Source organism: Agromyces cerinus subsp. cerinus, from assembly GCF_900142065.1.
Lineage (GTDB): Bacteria > Actinomycetota > Actinomycetes > Actinomycetales > Microbacteriaceae > Agromyces > Agromyces cerinus.
The window spans coordinates 52,454-71,003 of record NZ_FSRJ01000004.1; the positions used below are offsets into that span (position 1 = coordinate 52,454).

Annotated in this window: 20 protein-coding genes and 1 pseudogene; 6 read left to right on the top strand and 15 right to left on the bottom strand. The window is 70.5% G+C overall.

All coding sequences use genetic code 11. The features are described from left to right. Positions 1–2 precede the first annotated feature (2 nt). Both BUR99_RS14495 and pgsA read right to left on the bottom strand, forming a co-directional pair. Positions 3–506 carry a CinA family protein gene (locus tag BUR99_RS14495; protein WP_074261114.1) on the bottom strand — a complete coding sequence of 168 codons (504 nt, stop codon included), beginning with the start codon at positions 504–506 and terminating at the stop codon, positions 3–5. Between the two features lie 13 nt (positions 507–519). Then, positions 520–1,122, bottom strand: coding sequence for a CDP-diacylglycerol--glycerol-3-phosphate 3-phosphatidyltransferase (gene pgsA / locus BUR99_RS14500; protein WP_074261115.1), 603 nt, complete (start codon positions 1,120–1,122; stop codon positions 520–522). Between the two features lie 110 nt (positions 1,123–1,232). On the opposite strand from pgsA, the gene BUR99_RS14505 reads away from it, so the two are divergent. Beyond that, positions 1,233–2,102 (top strand): hypothetical protein, encoded by an 870-nt coding sequence (locus BUR99_RS14505; protein ID WP_143231660.1) that lies wholly within the window; start codon positions 1,233–1,235, stop codon positions 2,100–2,102. A gap of 14 nt (positions 2,103–2,116) precedes the next feature. Here BUR99_RS14505 and BUR99_RS14510 read toward each other — a convergent pair whose 3' ends face one another. From BUR99_RS14510 to BUR99_RS14555, 11 genes and pseudogenes are all read right to left on the bottom strand, one after another. Then, on the bottom strand, positions 2,117–5,014 hold the full coding sequence (locus tag BUR99_RS14510) for a DNA translocase FtsK (RefSeq protein WP_074261117.1): 2,898 nt from the start codon (positions 5,012–5,014) through the stop codon (positions 2,117–2,119). A 107-nt stretch (positions 5,015–5,121) separates the two neighbouring features. Beyond that, a complete protein-coding gene (locus tag BUR99_RS14515) occupies positions 5,122–5,613 on the bottom strand; it encodes a GNAT family N-acetyltransferase (RefSeq protein ID WP_074261118.1) in 492 nt (163 codons plus the stop codon). A gap of 58 nt (positions 5,614–5,671) precedes the next feature. Then, entirely contained in the window at positions 5,672–6,913 is a 1,242-nt protein-coding gene (locus BUR99_RS14520; protein ID WP_074261119.1) for an ABC transporter permease, read from the bottom strand. Beyond that, positions 6,910–7,644: an ABC transporter ATP-binding protein gene (locus tag BUR99_RS14525; protein ID WP_074261120.1), complete on the bottom strand. Its 735-nt coding sequence runs from the start codon at positions 7,642–7,644 to the stop codon at positions 6,910–6,912. The genes BUR99_RS14520 and BUR99_RS14525 overlap by 4 nt, the downstream gene beginning before the upstream one ends. Further along, the gene (locus tag BUR99_RS14530; protein ID WP_074261121.1) at positions 7,641–8,708 is read right to left on the bottom strand and encodes an efflux RND transporter periplasmic adaptor subunit; all 1,068 of its coding nucleotides are present in this window, start codon (positions 8,706–8,708) and stop codon (positions 7,641–7,643) included. Before BUR99_RS14530 ends, BUR99_RS14525 begins: the two co-directional genes overlap by 4 nt. Positions 8,709–8,903: 195 nt before the next feature. Further along, positions 8,904–10,580, bottom strand: coding sequence for a ribonuclease J (locus BUR99_RS14535; RefSeq protein ID WP_074261122.1), 1,677 nt, complete (start codon positions 10,578–10,580; stop codon positions 8,904–8,906). Positions 10,581–10,687: 107 nt separating this feature from the next. After that, complete coding sequence (gene dapA / locus BUR99_RS14540) at positions 10,688–11,662, bottom strand: 4-hydroxy-tetrahydrodipicolinate synthase (RefSeq protein ID WP_074261123.1); 975 nt, start codon at positions 11,660–11,662, stop codon at positions 10,688–10,690. A gap of 263 nt (positions 11,663–11,925) precedes the next feature. Continuing rightward, positions 11,926–12,567, bottom strand: a complete 642-nt coding sequence (locus BUR99_RS14545; RefSeq protein WP_159440998.1) for an endonuclease domain-containing protein — start codon at positions 12,565–12,567, stop codon at positions 11,926–11,928. Between the two features lie 102 nt (positions 12,568–12,669). Then, a pseudogene (locus BUR99_RS20695) lies at positions 12,670–12,816 on the bottom strand (type IV toxin-antitoxin system AbiEi family antitoxin domain-containing protein); the annotation flags it as partial. Positions 12,817–13,059: 243 nt separating this feature from the next. Then, positions 13,060–13,611 (bottom strand): dihydrofolate reductase, encoded by a 552-nt coding sequence (locus BUR99_RS14550; protein WP_074261125.1) that lies wholly within the window; start codon positions 13,609–13,611, stop codon positions 13,060–13,062. Then, on the bottom strand, positions 13,608–14,417 hold the full coding sequence (locus tag BUR99_RS14555; RefSeq protein ID WP_074261126.1) for a thymidylate synthase: 810 nt from the start codon (positions 14,415–14,417) through the stop codon (positions 13,608–13,610). The genes BUR99_RS14550 and BUR99_RS14555 overlap by 4 nt, the downstream gene beginning before the upstream one ends. Positions 14,418–14,535: 118 nt before the next feature. On the opposite strand from BUR99_RS14555, the gene BUR99_RS14560 reads away from it, so the two are divergent. From BUR99_RS14560 to BUR99_RS14580, 5 genes are all read left to right on the top strand, one after another. Continuing rightward, positions 14,536–14,976 carry a TlpA family protein disulfide reductase gene (locus BUR99_RS14560; protein ID WP_074261127.1) on the top strand — a complete coding sequence of 147 codons (441 nt, stop codon included), beginning with the start codon at positions 14,536–14,538 and terminating at the stop codon, positions 14,974–14,976. Continuing rightward, positions 14,960–15,448, top strand: coding sequence for a DUF4395 domain-containing protein (locus BUR99_RS14565; RefSeq protein ID WP_074261128.1), 489 nt, complete (start codon positions 14,960–14,962; stop codon positions 15,446–15,448). Before BUR99_RS14560 ends, BUR99_RS14565 begins: the two co-directional genes overlap by 17 nt. 55 nt (positions 15,449–15,503) lie before the next feature. After that, a complete protein-coding gene (locus BUR99_RS14570) occupies positions 15,504–15,929 on the top strand; it encodes an OsmC family peroxiredoxin (RefSeq protein ID WP_074261129.1) in 426 nt (141 codons plus the stop codon). A 3-nt stretch (positions 15,930–15,932) separates the two neighbouring features. Next, a complete protein-coding gene (locus BUR99_RS14575; RefSeq protein ID WP_074261130.1) occupies positions 15,933–16,838 on the top strand; it encodes a TIGR01777 family oxidoreductase in 906 nt (301 codons plus the stop codon). 149 nt (positions 16,839–16,987) lie between these two features. Continuing rightward, positions 16,988–17,173, top strand: a complete 186-nt coding sequence (locus BUR99_RS14580) for a hypothetical protein (protein ID WP_074261131.1) — start codon at positions 16,988–16,990, stop codon at positions 17,171–17,173. 151 nt (positions 17,174–17,324) lie between these two features. Here BUR99_RS14580 and BUR99_RS14585 read toward each other — a convergent pair whose 3' ends face one another. Beyond that, entirely contained in the window at positions 17,325–17,765 is a 441-nt protein-coding gene (locus BUR99_RS14585) for a hypothetical protein (protein ID WP_074261132.1), read from the bottom strand. Beyond that, complete coding sequence (gene dapB, locus BUR99_RS14590) at positions 17,762–18,514, bottom strand: 4-hydroxy-tetrahydrodipicolinate reductase (RefSeq protein ID WP_074261133.1); 753 nt, start codon at positions 18,512–18,514, stop codon at positions 17,762–17,764. Before dapB ends, BUR99_RS14585 begins: the two co-directional genes overlap by 4 nt. Between the last annotated feature and the right edge of the window lie 36 nt (positions 18,515–18,550).

Sequence of the window (18,550 nt, forward strand, 5' to 3'; positions counted from 1 at the left end):
GCTCAGGCGCGCTGGATCCTGACGAGCGCCGCCTCGATCGCGGCCTGCACGGTCGCGGCGCGGATCTCCACCCGGGTGCCCTGCAGCAGCGGGAGCTCGATCGCCTCGACCCCGCCGTCGAACGCGAGGCCGACGAAGACGGTGCCGACCGGCCTTCCGTCCTGATCGGTCGGCCCGGCGACACCGGTGGTCGCGATGCCGAGCTCGGCCGCTCGCCCGTCGACTGCGAGCACGGCGCGCACCCGATCGGCCATCTGCCGGGCGACCTCGGGGTGCACGGCGCCCTCGGCGGCGAGCAGCTCGTCGTCGACGCCAAGCACCGATCGCTTCACCGCGGTGTCGTACGCGACGACACCGCCGCTGACCACGACGGATGCCCCGGGCACGCTCGTGAGCTCGGCGACCACGAGGCCGCCCGTGAGTGACTCCGCGACGGCGACCCTGAAGCCGCGCTCCGTGAGTTCGGCGATCAATCGGGCTGCCGGGTCTCCGGTGGCACGAGGCATCCGCTCGCTCGTCTCAGCTCGCGTCGCGGGGTGCGCGGGCGAGGCGCACGGCGTCGCGCACGTAGAGCAGGCCCGACCAGAGAGTGAGCACGAGGGCGACCGCCATCGTCGCCCAGTTGAGCCAGTAGATCCAGTCGCCGACGATCGTCCACAGCGGCAGGAGCGCGAGGGAGATCGCGACCGACTGCGCGAGCGTCTTGAGCTTGCCGCCGGATGACGCGGGCACGACGTTGCCCCGGCGCAGCTCGACGAGGCGCCACAGGGTGATGCCGACCTCGCGCACCACGATGACGATCGTGACCCACCACCACAGCTCGCCGAGGATCGAGAGGCAAATCAGGGCGCCGCTCGTGAGGAGCTTGTCGGCGATCGGGTCGAGGATCTTGCCGAGGTCGGTGACCAGACCGCGAGAGCGAGCGAGCCACCCGTCGACCCAGTCAGTCGAGATCGCGACGATGAAGATCACGGCGCCCCACCAGCGCATCGGACCGTCGGCTCCCGCGTCGGCGAGGAGCAGCCAGAAAACCAGCGGCGCCATGAGGATGCGGACGACGGTGATCGCGTTCGGAAGGTTCCAGTTCGCCGATCGCGCGGGGGTGCCGGCGGAAGAGGTCATTGGCCCAGACTACCGGCCGGGCGGCCTCGCGGACTCGCCGGACCGCAGTCAGACGGGGCCGTCGACACGAACCCTTGCCCTGCAACCGATCTCCCGGCCATGCTGATCGGATGACACGACCTTCCCCGGCTGCCGACGACCAGCGCATCGCCCTGATCCAGAAACACGCGATCCGAGCATTCCGTGCTGCAGGGGTGGACGGCCCCGTTGTGCCGGACCCGGGTGATGCGCTGAACACCTCGATCCGTTCGACGGCGGGCGCCGAGTACGGATTGGCCAACCTCACGTTGACCTGCCTGTCGCTGCCGCGGTGGCGATGGAGACGCCAGATCCGAAACCACGTCGCCTCGATCGTCGCTGGAACGGCCGACCAGCAGCCGTTCGACCTCACTGATCCCGAGATTCGGGTGGGCCTCCGGTCCCGTCTCATGCCCGAGAACGGTCTGCCGTGGAACCTCGACTATGCACGCCGGATCGCTCCGGGTCTCCTCGAGGTGTTGTGCGTCGACCTGCCTGCCACCGTCGGCTTCGTCAGCGACGAATCGATCGCGGGGCACGACGCAGAGGCGTTGTTCGCACTGGGCCGATCACAGCTGCAGTTCGAGCGTATCGATGCTCGCGAAGAGATCGCGCCCGGGCTCACGGCACTCGTGGGCGAGTCGTTCTTCGTCGCCAGCCGCGTGCTCGACCCGCGGTTCATGGCAGCGGAGCTCGAAGGCGCACCCCGCGGCGTGGCGTTCTTCGCTCCCGGCCGCAGCGAACTCTTCATCGCGCCGATCAGTGGTGCCGAGTCCGTGGAGCCGATCACGGCCCTCGCTCGTCTGGCGAGCCGACTCGACCCTGCATCGCGTCCCGGTTCGCTCTCGGGAGCGCTCTACTTCACTGACGGTACTCAGTTCCAACGCATCAGCGATGTCGGCGAGGATGGTGAACTCGCCGTCATCGCGGACGGCCCGTTCCTCGACGCGATCAACGCCTGACCGTTCGACGCGGATCAGTCGCGGCCGGTGAGGCCCCAGGCGTCTTCGTCGGTGTCGCCCTCGACCTCGGGGAGGCCCTCGCTCATGCGAGCGACCGGATCGTCGTAGCGCGCGTCGGGGGCGTCGTACGCCTCGGTGGGCGCGATGCCGCCGCCGAGCGGTCCGGTCTGCGCCGGGGCCGGCGCCGCCGCGGGTCGTGCTGCGGGCGCGGCGGCCGGCTCCTCGCCGCGGAGTCGGGCGAGCACGCCCGGCAGCTGCTCTGCGGTCACGAGCACGTCTCGCGCCTTCGACCCCTCGGACGGGCCGACGATCTCGCGGGACTCGAGCAGGTCCATGAGGCGGCCTGCCTTCGCGAAGCCGACGCGCAGCTTGCGTTGCAGCATCGAGGTGGAGCCGAACTGCGTCGACACCACGAGCTCGGCCGCGGCGAGCAGCAGCTCGAGGTCGTCGCCGATGTCGGAGTCGATCTCTTTACGGGGAGCGGACTCCGCGACATCCTGCCGGTACTCGGGACGAGCCTGCCGGGTGACGTGCTTGACGACCCGCTCGATCTCGTCTTCGCTCACCCATGCGCCCTGCACGCGGAGCGGCTTCGAGGCACCCATGGGCAGGAAGAGCGCGTCGCCCTGGCCGATGAGCTTGTCGGCGCCCGGCTGGTCGAGGATGACGCGGGAGTCGGTGACGCTCGTGACGGCGAACGCGAGCCTCGACGGCACGTTGGCCTTGATGAGGCCCGTGACGACGTCGACCGACGGTCGCTGCGTCGCGAGCACGAGGTGGATGCCGGAGGCTCGGGCGAGCTGCGTGATGCGCACGATCGAGTCCTCGACGTCGCGCGGGGCGACCATCATGAGGTCGGCGAGCTCGTCGACCACGACGAGCAGGTACGGGTACGGCTTGAGCTTGCGCTCGGATCCGGCGGGCAGCACGATCTCGCCGTTGACGACGGCCTTGTTGAAGTCGTCGATGTGGCGGAAGCCGAACGACGCGAGGTCGTCGTACCGCATGTCCATCTCCTTCACGACCCAGGAGAGCGCCTCGGCGGCCTTCTTCGGGTTCGTGATGATCGGCGTGATGAGGTGGGGCACGCCCGCGTACGGGGCGAGCTCGACGCGCTTCGGGTCGATCAGCACCATGCGCACGTCGGAGGGCTTCGCCCGCATCAGGAGCGAGGTGATCATCGAGTTCACGAAGCTCGACTTGCCCGAGCCGGTGGAGCCGGCCACGAGGAGGTGCGGCATCTTCGCGAGGTTCGCGACGACGTAGCCGCCGCCGACGTCTTTGCCGACGCCGATCGTCATGGAGTGCGTCGCGTTCGCGGCGTTGCCGGAGCGGAGCACGTCGCCGAGGGTCACGATCTCGCGGTCGGCGTTCGGGATCTCGATGCCGATGGCGCTCTTGCCCGGGATCGGCGAGAGGATGCGCACCTCGTTGGAGGCGACGGCGTAGGCCAGGTTCTTCGACAGCGCAGTGACGCGCTCGACCTTGACGCCGGGGCCGAGCTCGATCTCGTACTGCGTCACGGTCGGGCCGCGCGAGAAGCCCGTGACCTTCGCGTCGACTCCGAACTGCTCGAGCACGCCGGTGATCTGGCGCACGACGTCGTCGTTGGCCTGCGAGCGCTTCTTCGCCGGGGCGCCGGCCGCGAGCGTCGACGCCGCGGGGAGGCTGTAGGGGCGATCGGGTTCGGATGCCGCCTCCGCGTCGAACTCCGACGACTCGGCTGCTCCGGGGCCCGGCAGCGCGCCGGCATCGCCCGCATCGCTCGCGACATCGAACACTGCGAGCACGTTCGCGCCGCCCGCGTCGTCGCCGCGGAGCCCGGTGCCGCCGCGCGGCACGTCGCCGGTGAACTGCTGCAGCGCCGACTCGGCGCGCTCGAGGTCGCCGAGCACCTCGGTGTTGTAGCTGTTCTGGCCGACGCCCTCGAGCGGCGTCTCGAAGCTGCCCACGGCCGAGCCGGCCCCGAACACCTCGGTGAGGCCCTCGACGCCGGCGGCCTCGAACTCGGGGTCCTCTTCGCGGTTGGAGTCGTTGCGGCGCCACCAGGGCAGCATGCCGCCCTTCGGCTCGTCGTCGTCGCCGTCGCCGAGGGCGTCGATGCCGTCGAGTTCGGTCTGCACCGACTTCTTGCGCTCGCGCTTCGGCTTCGGTTCGGGCGGGGCGGCGTTCTCGTCGTGAGTCGCGCCGAAGAGCCACTCGTAGAGCTCGCGGAAGCGCGCGGGGATGCGGTTCGGCGGGGTCTTGGTGATGATGAGCAGCGACAGTACGAGCAGCACGATGACGACCACGGCGGCGCCGGCCTCGGTGATCAGTGCGATGAGCGGTGCGGCCACCAGCCAACCGAGGATACCGCCGGCGCGGGCGAGCACCGCCATGCCGTCTCGCGGCTCGGGCTGGCCGCCGAAGATGTCGCAGAGGGCCGAGACGGTCAGGAGCAGGAGGCCCAGCCCGATGCCGATGCGCGTGTTGTCGTGCACGGAGCTCGGGTGCCGGAACAGCCAGACCGCGAAGAGCAGCATCACGACGGGCAGGGCGAAGGCCACACGTCCGAAGAGGCCCCCGAAGGTCCACGAGTCGAGTGTCTGCGCGACGGGCTCGTTGATGAGGAACCACTCGATCACCGCGCCGATGATCGCGAGCACGACGATGAAGAACGGCAGGCCGTCGCGACGCTCCTCCTTGGAGAGCGTCTCGGGGCCGAGTGCGCGCGCCGCCCCACCGGTCAGGTGCGCGAGACCCATCCACGCACGGACGAAGATGTTCGGCCGCTCGGGCGCCGCGGGCGGCTTCTTGGCGGCCGTGCCGCGGGTGCTCGCCGCCGGCAGCTTCTTCGTGGGCGCAGTGCGGGCGCTCGAAGCACGCGAGGACGCGCCCGAGGCACGCCCATTCGACCTGGTGCTCGTAGCCATATGCCTAGGCTACGGCCGCGCGCCCACACCGGACGACAGCCGGGCGCGAGTGTTCGGGATCCGCCGCGCCTCCAGTCGCCGATGCGATCACCGGGAATTCTGCGCGATCAACCGAGCGAACGCACCATCGTGTCGCGTCCGGAGCCGGAGCCGACCACCACGAACCCCTCGGAGCGATACAGCGACTCGGCGAAGTTGCCGTGCTCGACGCTGAGCGCCAGTCGCGCGAAGCCCGCCGCGCGCGCGGTCTCGGCGAGCGACTGCATGAGCACTCGGCCGACCCCCTGCGCACGCCACAGCGGTCGGACGCCGATGATGAGCTCGGGCACGCCGACCGCGACGAAGCCGTGCGCGGCTGCATCGGCGGCGAAGAGCCGGTACCAGGCGGCTCCGACGGGTCGGCCGTCGCCGTCGAGGGCGACGACGCCGCGATCGGCCGGGCGCTGCCAACCGGCGACGTACACGCGCGACGCCGGGTCGGCGAGCACCGTCGGTCGCGGCCGGGTGCCCCCCGACCGCCAGTTCGCCGCTTCGACCACCATGTCCGCGAGGAACGATCCGTCGTCGGGGATGGCCGGTCGCACCGTGAATGCCGCCATGCGCGGATGCTACGCGCGGCGTGTTACGTCGGTGTTTCGCGCGGCACCCGGCCTCGCCTCAGAACCGGATCGCGTCGATCACCTTCACCCGCACCGCGCCGAGCGCCGGCAGGAGTCCGGCGAGCGCGCCGACCGCGACGGCGGCTCCGATGCCGATCAGTGCCGCCTCGACCGGGAACCCCGGCATGTCCTGCACCTCGGCACCGCCGAGCGCCATGCCCATGAGCGGGCTCCGCACGAGGGCGATCGCCACGCCCACGCCGACGACCCCCGCGACGAAGGTGCCGACCACGGTCTCCATGAGCACCGAGAAGAACACCCGCCCGGCCGTGGCGCCGAACGAACGCCGGATGCCGATCTCGCGGATGCGTCCGCGCACGGTCACGAGCGCGATCGTGAGGAGACCGAGTGCACCGAGCAGCAGGATGACGACGGCGACACCGATCACCATGAGCTTGAGCGGCAGGAACGGGTCGCCCTCTTGCGCGGCGTAGTCGCTCCGCCACCCGTCGACGGTGGCGCCCTCGCCGAGCTCCGCCTCGAACGCCTGGTCCACCGACATCAGGAGCTCGTCAGCGGAGCCGTCGGGGATCCACATCTCGTATGACGGCATGTAGGCGCCCATCATCGGATCGGGTGTCACGGGCTGCAACGGGAGGAAGGAGTCGGTCAGCATGAACGCCGTCGGCTCGGAGTCCCATTCGCTCTGCGCGGGTGTCACACCGGTGATCACCCCCGTGATCGGCTGGCTGCCGACGATCTCGACCGTGGGGTGCGTCGAGAGCGCCGGGCGTCCGAGCCGGTCCCAGAAGGCCTCGTTGACGATGACGGCGGGAGCCAGTCGATCGGCATCGCGTTCGGTGAACCAGGTGCCCTCTGCGAGTCGGACTCGATGCATCAGCCCGTAGTCGGGGTCGACGACCTGCACCGGCACCGGCACCGCGCCGTCGGCGAACTGCACGGTGAGTGTGCCGTAGCCCGATCGGCTCGCGTACTCGATGCCATGCCGGTCGAGCGTGGTCTGCCATGCGGCGGCCACCGTCTCGTTGTCGGGCATCCCGCTCCCCGTGCTGACGCTCATCGACACGGTGGCGGGCCGGCCGCCGAATCGCTCCGACGTCTCTCGGCCCGCCTGCTCGGCGATCGCGCCCGCGCCGACGACGGTCGTGAGCGCGCAGACGGCGACGGCGACCCCGATCAGCGACAGCAGCACGCGCCCGCGATGGATGCGCAGTTCCTCGAGCGCCTCGACGATGGTGCTCACGATGCCCGTCGCCGCGCGGGCCAGCCAGCCCATCATGCGGCGGCCTCGGCGACGTCGGCTTCGACGGCCGAACTCGCGCCCGCGGCATCCGCTGTCTCGAGCCTGCCGCCTCTCAGTAGGAAGTGCCGGTTCGACCGCGCTGCGATCGTGGCGTCGTGCGTGATCGTCACGAGCGCGGCGCCGGTCTCGGCCGCGACGGCTTCGATGAGCGACATGACCTCGGCGCCGGTCTCGAGGTCGAGGGCGCCGGTCGGCTCGTCGGCGAGGATGAGTCGGGGCTTGCGCACGAGCGCACGGGCGATCGCCACACGCTGCTGCTCGCCGCCCGACAGGCGTTCGGGCTTCGTCGTGAGCCGCTCGCCGAGTCCGACGCGTTCGAGCATGTCGCGCGCGATGCGCTCGCGCCGCCAGAACTCCCGGCCGCCCGAGTAGAGCAGCGGCGTCTGCACGTTCTCGAGCGCGGTGCGCCCCGGCAGCAGGTTGAACTGCTGGAACACGAACCCGACCTCGCTGCCGCGCAGCCGGTCTCGGGCACCGCTGCGGATGCGCCGCACGTCGTGGCCGAGGAAGGCGAGCTCGCCCTCGGTCGGCGCGTCGAGCAGGCCGAGGAGGTTCAGCAGCGTCGACTTGCCCGAACCCGAACGGCCGACGATCGAGACCCGGTCGCCCTCGGAGACGGTGAGGTCGACGCCCGACAGGATCGTGAGCGGCCTCCCATCGGGCAGCTCGACGGTGCGGCCGACGCCGCGTGCTTCGACGAGCGTCATTTCGTCAGGGTTCCGCACATCATCGAGCCGTCGGGTCCTTGCACGCAGCTCTCCTGGCCGGTCCCTCCCGGGGCGCCGGGAACGAACTCGAGCACCTGGTCGCCCTCGGCGACGCCCTCCACGACCTCGACCTGCGTTCCATCGCTGAGACCGAGCTTCACGGGCTGTTCGACGCGCTCGCCGTCGGCCGTCACGAGCCAGACGACGCCGGTCTCGGCGCCGCCCTCGACCGCCGTGACCGGCACGACGAGCACGTCGTCGGCGCTGCCGGCGGAGATCTTCGCCTGCGCGGAGAGCCCCGGGAACACGCGCACGTCACCCGGCACCGAGCAGCGCACGGTGGTGCCGCCGGATGCCTCACCGCCCGTGCCGCCGGCCCCGCCGGCCGCGCCCGAGCCGCCCGCCCCGGCGCCGCTGCCCGACAACGGGGTGGAGATCACGAGCCCGCCGCAGGTGAACGGGGCGGGGCCGCCCGCGATCGTCACGACCGCCTCGGCGGGCGCACTCGTCAGGCGGTACTGCTGCTCGGGGCTGAGCGTCGCGGTGACGTTGAACGTCGGCGGGGCGACCTGCCCCGTGACATCGCCCGTCGCGACGGGCTGGCCCTCGATGACGTCGAGCGACGAGAGCACACCGGCCGACGGCGCGAGCACCTTCTCGAAGTGGAAGGTCGGCTCCGGCGTGGTCATCACCGGCTGCCCGTCGGGCCCGGGTGCGGCCTCGACCGGTTCGGGCTCGTCCGGCACCTTGATGTCGTAGATCTTCTGCCCGGCGTCGACCTTCTGCCCCGCCGCGACGAACACCTCGTCGACGGTGCCCGTGGCCGTCGCCTTGACGGGCGCCGCGGCATCCGCGTTGACCGTGCCCGTGAGCACCACGTCGTTCGCGATCGACCCGCGCGCGACCGCGACCTGCGGCTCGGCCACGCTGCCCGTGGGCGTGAGCGCCTCGGACTCGGCCTCGGCGCGGTCGGGGAAGAACGCGAGCTTCGCCAGCGCGATCGCGATCACCGCCACGAGCACGATTCGAATCGTCGGGAAGATCCACTTGCGCCAGACGCCCACGGCACTCCTTGTTCGGGTCGCCCGGGCGTAGGGGCCGCCGGGCATCTCCCCCACCTTATGGACTCGGCGACGACATCGGAATCCTCCTCAGGGAGGATTCCGGGTCATCCCTGAGGCCCGGCCGCGCCCTCGCGCCGGAACGTCGAACGGCCCGTCCGAAGACGGGCCGTTCTGGCGGTGCTCATGCTGCGGCGGCTACGCCTCGATGACGAGCGGCACGAGCATCGGACGACGGCGCAGGCGGCGGTTGACCCAGCCGCCGAGCACCCGCCGCACGATCTGCGACAGCGCGTGCGAGTCGCGCACGCCGTTGCGAGCGGCCTCGGCGAGGGCGTCGATGATCTTCGGCTTGACGTCATCGAAGACCGAGTCGTCTTCGGCGAAGCCGCGCGCGTGGATCTCGGGACCGGTGATGACGCGGCCCGTCGAGGCGTCGACCACGACGATGACCGAGATGAACCCCTCCTCCGCGAGGATGCGGCGGTCCTTCAGGTCGGCGTCGGTGATCTCGCCGACGGTCGAGCCGTCGACGTAGACGAATCCGAGGTCGAGCTGGCCGACCACGCTGAGCTCGCCGCCGCGCAGGTCGTAGACCGTGCCGTTCTCGCCGATGAAGGTGTTCTTCTCGGGGATGCCGGTGTCTTGCGCGAGCTTCGCGTTCGCGAAGAGGTGCCGGTACTCGCCGTGGATCGGCAGCACGTTCTTCGGCTTCAGGATGTTGTAGCAGTAGAGCAGTTCGCCGGCGGCCGCGTGGCCCGAGACGTGCACCTTCGCGTTCGCCTTGTGCACGACGTTCGCACCGAGCTTCGTGAGGCCGTCGATGACGCGGTAGACCGCGTTCTCGTTGCCCGGGATCAGGCTCGACGCGAGGATCACCGTGTCGCCCTCGCCGATCTCGATCTGGTGGTCGCGGTTGGCCATGCGCGAGAGCACGGCCATCGGCTCGCCCTGCGAACCGGTCGACATGTAGACGATCTCGTCGTCGGGGATGTTGCCGGCCTTCTTGTAGTCGATGAGCACGCCCTCGGGAACCTTCAGGTAGCCGAGGTCGGCGGCGATCGTCATGTTGCGCACCATGCTGCGGCCGAGGAGCGCCACACGACGGTGGTTCGCCCACGCGGCGTCGAGCACCTGCTGCACGCGGTGCACGTGGCTCGAGAAGCTCGCGACGATGACCCGACGGGGCGCGCGGTTGATGACCTCGTCGAGCACGGGCCCGATCGAGCGCTCGAGCGGCGTGAAGCCCGGGACATCCGCGTTCGTGGAGTCGACCATGAAGACGTCGACGCCCTCTTCGCCGAGACGCGCGAACTCGCGCAGGTCGGTGAGGCGGCCGTCGAGCGGCAGCTGGTCCATCTTGAAGTCTCCGGTCGCGAGCACGGTGCCCGCGTCGGTCTTGATCGCCACGGCGAGTGCGTCGGGGATCGAGTGGTTGACGGCGATGAACTCGAGGCGGAACGGCCCGATCTGCTCGTGCCCGCCCTCTTTCACCGTGAGGGTGTAGGGCTTGATGCGGTGCTCTTTGAGCTTCGCCTCGATGAGCGCGAGCGTGAGCTGCGAGCCGATCAGGGGGATGTCTCCCCGGAGCTTCAAGAGGTACGGCACGGCACCGATGTGGTCCTCGTGACCGTGCGTGAGCACGACGCCGACGATGTCGTCGATGCGCGACTTCAGGAAGCCGAAGTCGGGCAGGATCAGGTCGACGCCCGGCTGGTGCTCTTCGGGGAAGAGCACGCCGCAGTCGACGATGAGGATCTTGCCGTCGATCTCGTAGCTGGTCATGTTGCGGCCGACCTCCCCCAGGCCGCCGATGGGGATGATGCGGAGCGTTCCGGCCTCGAGCGGGGCGGGATCGATGACGACGTCGGGCATGTGCCCTCCTTCTGTTGCGGTGTTCAGTTCGGTGCCGGCCCTGTGACCGGCGGATGTCTCGGAGCGGATGTCGGTTCGAGCAGGTGCACGACGCGGCATCCGCTGGTTCAGCGGGTGGTTCCCGCGACCTTCGGCAGAGCGCCGCCGGCGGCGGCGTTGCGGTCGGGACGGAAGTTGTGGAAGTCGACGCCGGGGATGCCCTGCACGTGGTCGATCTCGTCCTCGATGAGGGCGGCCTCCCACTCTTCGGGGCCGACGAGGGGCAGTCGCACGCGCGGGCTCGAGATGCGGCCGAGGCCGTGCAGGATGTACTTCGCCGCGACCGTGCCGGGCACGTGGGTCATGGTGGCGCGCACGAGCGGCTCGAGCTGCTGGTGGGCGGCGGTGGCCGTCGTGAGGTCGCCGCGGTTCACCGCGTCGACGATCGTGCGGTACGGCGCGGGCGCGATGTTCGCGGTGACGCCGATGAGGCCCGTCGCGCCGATCGCGAGGTGCGGCAGCACGTTGGCGTCGTCGCCCGAGAAGTACATGAGGTCGGTCTGGTTCAGCACCCGGCTGACCTCGGAGAAGTCGCCCTTGGCGTCTTTCACGGCGAGGATGTTGGGGTGCTTGGCGAGCCGCAGGATCGTCTCGTACTTGATGGGCACGCCCGTGCGGCCGGGGATGTCGTAGAGGATGACCGGCAGGTCGGTGGCGTCGGCCACGAGCCGGAAGTGCGTCAGGATGCCCGCCTGCGTGGGCTTGTTGTAGTACGGCGTGACGATCATGATGCCGTCGGCGCCGACGCGCTCGGAGTGCTTGTAGAGCTCGATCGCGTGCGCGGTCTCGTTCGACCCGCCGCCGGTGATGATCTTGGCGCGACCCGCGGCGACATCCTTGCCGACCTCGACCAGACGGATCTTCTCGGGGTCGGTGAGCGTCGAGGTCTCCCCCGTGGTGCCCGTGACGACGATGCCGTCGGCGCCTGCCGAGATGACATCGTCGATGTGCTTCTCGACCCCGGGCCAATCGACTTCGCCGTCCGCCGTCATCGGCGTGACGAGCGCGACGAGCACTTGTCCGAAGGGATTCTCTGAAGTCACGCTCTCCAGCGTATCGGGTCGGCCCCGCGCGGCGGGCCCCGGCGGTCGCTCGGCGCGTACCTCGCCCGTCTCCTCGCCCGTCTCCTGCCTGCCTGCCCCTCCTTCATGTCGTTCCTGCGGATATACGATCCGGTGCGCCGTCTCGGCCGCTGATCCGGCGGGGTGTCGGATCGTATATCCGCAGTTCTGCAGGCCCGAGAGGCGAGAGGGAGGCGCAGCGGAGACGTCGCTGCGACGGCGAAAGCCGACGGCGACAGGGGGCCTCAGACCGCGGCCGCGGCCGCGCGGACGCCTTCCGCCCAGCTGTCGATGTGCAGCCCGCGACGACACTTCTCGAGGATCGCCGCCTCGACGGCTGGCCAGTCGTGTACGACGAGCGCATAGTCGAATCGAAGCGTGTCGTATCCGTGCGCGGCCGCCACGGCATCTCGCACTAAGTCCTTGTGCCGGCTCTCCGCGTCCTCGTGTCCTGGCCGACCGTCGACCTCCAGGATCAGACGGTCGCCCAGCACGAAGTCGACGCGACCGACCCCGACGATATCGACCTGCGCGGCGAGCGCGATCCCGAGTCGATGCATCCGCACCTTCATCAGCGATTCGAGTCCGCTCTCCGATTCCGCACACGCCAGGTCGACGAGCCAGGATCTGGACTCGGCGATCTGCGACCTCAGTCGGGTGAGGTCGATGTGCGAGAGGCGCCGCAACCGGAGCGCCGATTCGAGGGCGGCGAAGAATGCATCCTCACCGATGCACAACAACAACTGTGCGAGGGCGTCGACGAGCCCGACACGGCCTGCCGCGACATCCGCTTCGCCCCAATGGCTCACGCAGGTGCAGCCGAGGTGAGGAAGGGCGTGCCCATGCGGCGGGATGGCGACATGCACGTGATCATCGACCGGGAGCACCCAGAGTCCTGCCTCCCGCGCTACGGAGACGCAGCCGAGCACGCCGCCGTGGGCGACAGCGGACCGGAGGTCGTCGGGCGCATCCCTTGCGACGTAGACACCCCGCCGTGCGCGTTCGATTGCACCCGAGCGAACCGCTCGTGCGATCGCCGCGCGCCCGATGCTGTGCGCGGCGAGCTCACGAGCACTGGCGAGTCCTCCGAGCCGGGCGCAGACAGCCTGAACTACTGCCGATGAAGTCGTCGCCATCGGGCGAGTATGTCGACCCGCTGAACGCCCCCGCGGCCAACTGCTTCTTCGGTGTCCGAGCCGGTCGATCTTCACCGTGTGGAGAAGGAGTCGGCGCTGAGGATCGACTCGCCTGCGCGTGCGCTCCCGCGGATATACGATCCGCCGCGCCGGTCTCTCTTGAGGACTCGCGGCGTGGCGGATCGTATATCCGCTGGAATGACGTGGGGTGGGACGCGGAGCATCGAGCGCTCAGAGTCGAGGTCAGGGGCGGTCGTAGCGGCGGAAGCGGTAGCCGATGCCCGTGCGGGAGACGTGCGTTGCGGTGTCGTCGGTGTCGACGAGCCGCCAGCTCAGGTCGATCGAGGGGGCGTAGGCGTCGCCGGGGATGTCGAGGTCGAGCTCGGTGACCTCGATCCGATCGGCGCGGTCGATGAGCCTGGCGAAGAGCTCGCCGCCGCCGATCGCCCAGATCCACTCGGGGTCGGATGCCGCGGCCGACGTCAGCGCGCCGTCGATCGACCCCGCACGCACGGCCCCCTCGGCCGACCACTCGTCATTGCGGGTGACGACGATGTTCGCGCGCCCGGGCAGCGGCCGGAAGCGCTCGGGCAGCGAGTCCCAGGTCTTCCGGCCCATCACGACGGGGCTGCCGAGCGTGATCGCCTTGAAGTGGGCGAGGTCTTCGGGCACGTGCCACGGCATCACGCCGCCGGCCCCGATCACTCCGCCGTGCGCCTCTGCCCAGATGAGCCCGAGCTTGGGCGCCCGCGCAGTCGAAGCGGCCACGGCGGCCGAGGCATCCGCTCCGCTCATACCGCGACGGCCGCGCGGATCGGCGGGTGGTGCTGGTAGCCCTCGATCACGAAGTCCTCGTACTCGTAGTCGAAGACCGAGTCGGGGGTGCGCGCGAGCCGCAGCTTCGGCGGGGCGAACGGCTCACGGGTGAGCTGCTCGGTCACCTGCTCGACGTGGTTGTCGTAGATGTGGCAGTCGCCGCCGGTCCAGACGAAGTCGCCGACCTCGAGGCCGGTCTGCGCCGCGATCATGTGCGTCAGCAGCGCGTAGGAGGCGATGTTGAACGGCACGCCGAGGAAGAGGTCGGCGCTGCGCTGGTAGAGCTGGCACGAGAGCTTGCCGTCGGCGACGTAGAACTGGAACAGCGCGTGGCAGGGTGCGAGCGCCATCGAGGGGATGTCGGCCGGGTTCCACGCCGAGACGATGAGCCGGCGCGAGTCGGGGTTCGTGCGGATCTGCTCGATGACCTCGGAGATCTGGTCGATCTGCTCGCCCGACGGCGTCGGCCACGACCGCCACTGCACGCCGTAGACGGGGCCGAGCTCGCCCTCGGAATCGGCCCATTCGTCCCAGATGGTCACGCCGTGCTCGCGCAGCCAGCCCACGTTCGACGAGCCCTGCAGGAACCAGAGCAGCTCGTACGCGATCGACTTGAAGTGCACGCGTTTCGTGGTGATGAGCGGGAAGCCCTCGGAGAGGTCGAACCGCAGCTGGCGGCCGAACACGCTGCGCGTGCCGGTGCCCGTGCGATCGGTCTTCACGGCGCCGTGCTCGAGCACGTCGCGCAGCAGGTCTTCGTACGGAGTTGAGATCGTCTCGGCCATCCCCACAAGGCTAACCCGCACCGGCGACACTTCGGCGAAGGCGAGCGGATGCCGCGGCATCCCGTCATCCTCGGTCACACTCCGCACGGGGCCGCGGCGGCTGCGTACGCTCGACCGCATGGACTGGCTCCCCGCACTCGCGACCGGCGCAGCGCTGCTCGCCGTGGCGACCGCGGTCGGCCTCGTCTGGCGTTCGCGGCAGGGCGTCGCCCGCAGCGGCTCCGGCGACGTGGTTCGGCCGGCCGAGCTCGGCGTCGCCGCGTTCGGCGAACGCGCCACGCTCGTGCAGTTCTCGACCGAGTTCTGTGCGCGCTGCCCGGCGACGGGGCGCCTGCTCGCGCAGCTCGCCGGCGAGCACGACGGAGCGGCGCACGTGGAGGTCGACCTCACGCACCGGCCCGACCTCGCCGGCCGCTTCCGCGTGACCGAGACGCCGACGACGCTCCTGCTCGACGCCGACGGCGCGGTGCGCGCCCGCATCGCCGGACTCCCCCGCCCCGCGGCGGTCCGCGAACGACTCGACGACCTCCTGAGGAGCCCCCATGCCATCTCCGGCTGATTCTTCGTCATCGAGCGCCGACCGCGCTTCGGCCGGCATCGACCCGCGCGGCCCGCGCTTCGGCGCCGCGATCACGGCGACCCTGCTGCTCATCACGGTCGTGCTCGCGATCGCGGGGGCGGATGCCGCGGCGTTCTGGCTGCTCGTCGCGATCACGCTGCTCTTCGCGTGGGGCGCGTTCGCGGGCATCCGCCGGCATCCGTACGGCCTGATCTTCGCCAAGCTGGTGCGCCCGCGGCTCGCACCGCCGACCGAGCTCGAAGACCCGCGCCCGCCGACCTTCGCGCAGGGCGTCGGCTTCGCCGTCGGTCTCGCCGGCGTGCTGCTCTCGCTCCTCGGACTCGAGTACGCGGTGCCGATCGCCGCGGCGATCGCCTTCTTCGCGGCGTTCCTGAACGCCGCCTTCGACTTCTGCCTCGGCTGCCAGATCTACCTGCTGCTCGCTCGGGCCCGGATCGTCCCCGGGGTCTGACCTGCGGCCCCACTCCGCCGATAGGCTGGTGTCTCCGTTCGACGAGGAGGATCCCATGGCTGTCACGAGTGAAGCGACCACCGTCTGGAAGGGCACGCTCTTCGAGGGATCGGGCGATGTCGCCCTCGACTCCTCGGGCCTCGCCTCCTTCCCCGTCAACTGGAAGGCCCGCGCCGAGGGCGTGGCCGCCACGACCAACCCCGAGGAGCTGCTCGCGGCAGCGCACTCCTCGTGCTTCTCGATGGCGCTCTCGCTGGGCCTCGCCCAGGCGGGCACGCCCGCAGAGAGCATCCAGACCACCGCGGCCGTCACCTTCGAGGCGGGCAAGGGCGTGCTCGGCAGCCACCTCCTCGTGAGCGCCCGCGTGCCCGGCCTCACCGAGGAGCAGTTCGAGGCCCTCGCCGAGGACGCGAAGAAGAACTGCCCGATCTCGCAGGCGCTCGCCGGCATCCCGATCACGATCGAAGCCGAACTCGCCTGATCCATGCGGGTACTCGTCGCCGGTGCATCCGGATTCATCGGCTCCGCGCTGGTCACCGCACTGACCGGCGACGGGCACGAGGTCGTGCGCCTCGTGCGCCGACGCGCTGAGAGCCCCGACGAGGCCTCATGGTCGCCGGCGGCGGGCATCATCGATTTCACCGTCATGGACCGGGTCGACGCGGTCGTGAACCTGTCGGGCGCCTCGCTCGCCCGGCTGCCTTGGTCGAAGTCGTACCGCGGCGAGATCCTCGAGTCGCGCATCACGGCGACCCGCACACTCGCCGACGCGATGCGCAAGGCGCGACGCCCGCCCACGGCCTTCCTCAATGCCTCGGCCGTCGGCTACTACGGCGACCGCCCGGGCGAACTCCTCACCGAGTACTCGAGCGCCGGCACGGGGTTCCTCGCGGAGGTCGTCGGCCGATGGGAGTCCGCGGCCGGGCTCGCCCCCGAAGAGACGCGCACCGTCGTCTTCCGCAGCGGCATGGTGGTCGGGCACGGCGGCGCCATGAAGCGCGTCGGCACGCTCACCCGCTTCGGCGTTTCGGCGCGGCTCGGAACCGGCGGCCAGCACTGGCCGTGGGTCGCACTCGACGACGAGGTCGGCGCCATCGTGCACCTGCTCGGGTCGTCGCTCTCTGGACCGGTGAACATCGCCGGCCCGACTCCTGCGACGGCCGACCGCGTGATGGCCGCGATGGCCGAGCGGATGCACCGACCGCACGCCTTCGGCGTGCCCGAGCGCATGCTCGAGGTCGCCCTCGGCCGCGCCGCCGACGAACTGCTGCTCTCGAGCCAGAAGGTGCGCCCGCAACGCCTCATCGACGACGGCTACCGTTTTCGCCACGCCACGGTCGAGTCGGCGATCGACGCGATGCTCACCGCGCCGCGCACGGTGGCCCGTTAGGCCGATCCGCCCACCCGCCTCCGCGACGCGGACATCGGCGTCTGGTCGAGCAGGATCCGGCCGCCGGACGAGCTCATTGCGGCTCCGACACGGCGGGAATATCGTATGTACGACCGACGCCGGCGGCGTCGCGCACGAGGAGGTGGGTCATGGATCCGCTGTGGTGGATCGTGGGGCTCGCGATACTCGCGGTGATCGTCGTGTTGCTCGTCAGGAGCTGGGGACGCTCACGTGCCTCTTCCGAGGATCCCGCCGCCGAGCGCGCCGCCCAGGAGCAGTCGCGGATCGAGCAGGAGAAACGGGATCAGGCCGGCCCCGGTGCCGGCAGCATCTGACGGCCGATGCCTTCGACGCCGACGCGCAGGCTCGTGAGAGAGCCGGCGGCGATGGCGTAGACATTGCGGGCAGCGCCTCCACCCCTGCGCCGCGGACTCAGCACGAGTCGCGCAGGCTCATCGAGGTTCGCTCGGGCTGATCGCCACGGCTTCAGCGAGGAAGGCGCGACAGCGCGATCGCCCGCCGCACGGCGTGCCTGGCGTTGCGACGATCGCCGGCCGCGTCGTACGCGAGTCCGAGCCGCATGGCCGCCTGCCACGACTCGGGAGCCGCATCGGCCGCGGTCCGGAACTCGTCGAGGGCCGCGCCTGCTGCTGCCCGCTCGGGACGCCCGCTCGGCAGGAGCGGCAGTTCGAGGTCGAGCCCGCCCTCCGCGTCGAGCCGCTTCACGAGTTCGTGCGAGCGGATGCCGAACTCGAGCTCGCGCCAGAGCGCCCAGAGACCGATGAGCGGCAGCACGAGGAGCGCCACCCCCATCGCGATCGCGATCGGCTCCCCCGTCGCCATGAACTGCACGGCGCGCCATCCGACGAGCGCAAGGTAGAGCACGAGGAGCGCGGCCATGATGAGCGCGCCGAGCTTCGTGGTCATCGCGAGGTGCCGGGCAGTCCGAGGTCGAGCAGCGCGTCGAGGCCGACGGTGACACCGGATGCCTCGGGGGCGCTGCGGAGCGCGAGCAGGATGCCGGCCTCGTAGGAGCTCGACGAGAGCGTGGAGTGCGTGATCGTGAGAGTCTCGCCGTCGCCGCCGAAGACGACGCGCTGCTCGGCCGCGACGCCGTTCAGGCGCAAGCTGTGCACGGGGACCCCGCTGACGAGCTGCCCGCGGGCGCGCTGGTCGGCGTGCGGAGCGGCGACCGGACCGCGCGCCGAACGCGCCTCGCCGATGAGCTCCGCCGTGCGCACGGCCGTGCCCGAGGGCGAGTCGACCTTGCCGGCGTGATGGGCCTCGACGATCTCGATCGAGTCGAAGAAGGGCGCCGCGAGCTTCGCGAAGGCGGTGCCGAGCACGCTGCCGATCGAGAAGTTCGGAACGAAGAGCACGGCGCCCGCGTCGGCGTGGCCGCGCACGAACGCGGAGATCTCGGCGATTCGATCACTCGACCACCCCGAGGTGCCGACGACGATCGGAATGCCGGCTCCTGCGGCGAACTCGACGATCTCGGCGCTCGCGCCGGGATGCGTGACGTCGAACGCCACATCGGCGCCGAGCATGAGGTCGAGGCTCGACTTCGAGTCGAGCGCGGCGTGCAGTTCGAGGTCTTCGGCCTCCTCGATCAGTCGAAGCGCCAGCTGCCCCATCTTGCCGGTGGCTCCCGCCACGGCGACCCGTATCGTCACGGATTCACCCTAGCAAGCAGGAGCCGGGCGACCGCC

Coding starts and splice junctions, on each gene's coding strand:
- BUR99_RS14495 (WP_074261114.1), bottom strand. CDS start 506: ATGCCTCGTGCCACCGGAGACCCGGCAGCCCGATTGATCGCCGAACTC.
- pgsA (WP_074261115.1), bottom strand. CDS start 1,122: ATGACCTCTTCCGCCGGCACCCCCGCGCGATCGGCGAACTGGAACCTT.
- BUR99_RS14505 (WP_143231660.1), top strand. CDS start 1,233: ATGACACGACCTTCCCCGGCTGCCGACGACCAGCGCATCGCCCTGATC.
- BUR99_RS14510 (WP_074261117.1), bottom strand. CDS start 5,014: ATGGCTACGAGCACCAGGTCGAATGGGCGTGCCTCGGGCGCGTCCTCG.
- BUR99_RS14515 (WP_074261118.1), bottom strand. CDS start 5,613: ATGGCGGCATTCACGGTGCGACCGGCCATCCCCGACGACGGATCGTTC.
- BUR99_RS14520 (WP_074261119.1), bottom strand. CDS start 6,913: ATGATGGGCTGGCTGGCCCGCGCGGCGACGGGCATCGTGAGCACCATC.
- BUR99_RS14525 (WP_074261120.1), bottom strand. CDS start 7,644: ATGACGCTCGTCGAAGCACGCGGCGTCGGCCGCACCGTCGAGCTGCCC.
- BUR99_RS14535 (WP_074261122.1), bottom strand. CDS start 10,580: ATGCCCGACGTCGTCATCGATCCCGCCCCGCTCGAGGCCGGAACGCTC.
- BUR99_RS14550 (WP_074261125.1), bottom strand. CDS start 13,611: ATGAGCGGAGCGGATGCCTCGGCCGCCGTGGCCGCTTCGACTGCGCGG.
- BUR99_RS14555 (WP_074261126.1), bottom strand. CDS start 14,417: ATGGCCGAGACGATCTCAACTCCGTACGAAGACCTGCTGCGCGACGTG.
- BUR99_RS14560 (WP_074261127.1), top strand. CDS start 14,536: ATGGACTGGCTCCCCGCACTCGCGACCGGCGCAGCGCTGCTCGCCGTG.
- BUR99_RS14565 (WP_074261128.1), top strand. CDS start 14,960: ATGCCATCTCCGGCTGATTCTTCGTCATCGAGCGCCGACCGCGCTTCG.
- BUR99_RS14570 (WP_074261129.1), top strand. CDS start 15,504: ATGGCTGTCACGAGTGAAGCGACCACCGTCTGGAAGGGCACGCTCTTC.
- BUR99_RS14575 (WP_074261130.1), top strand. CDS start 15,933: ATGCGGGTACTCGTCGCCGGTGCATCCGGATTCATCGGCTCCGCGCTG.
- BUR99_RS14580 (WP_074261131.1), top strand. CDS start 16,988: ATGGATCCGCTGTGGTGGATCGTGGGGCTCGCGATACTCGCGGTGATC.
- BUR99_RS14585 (WP_074261132.1), bottom strand. CDS start 17,765: ATGACCACGAAGCTCGGCGCGCTCATCATGGCCGCGCTCCTCGTGCTC.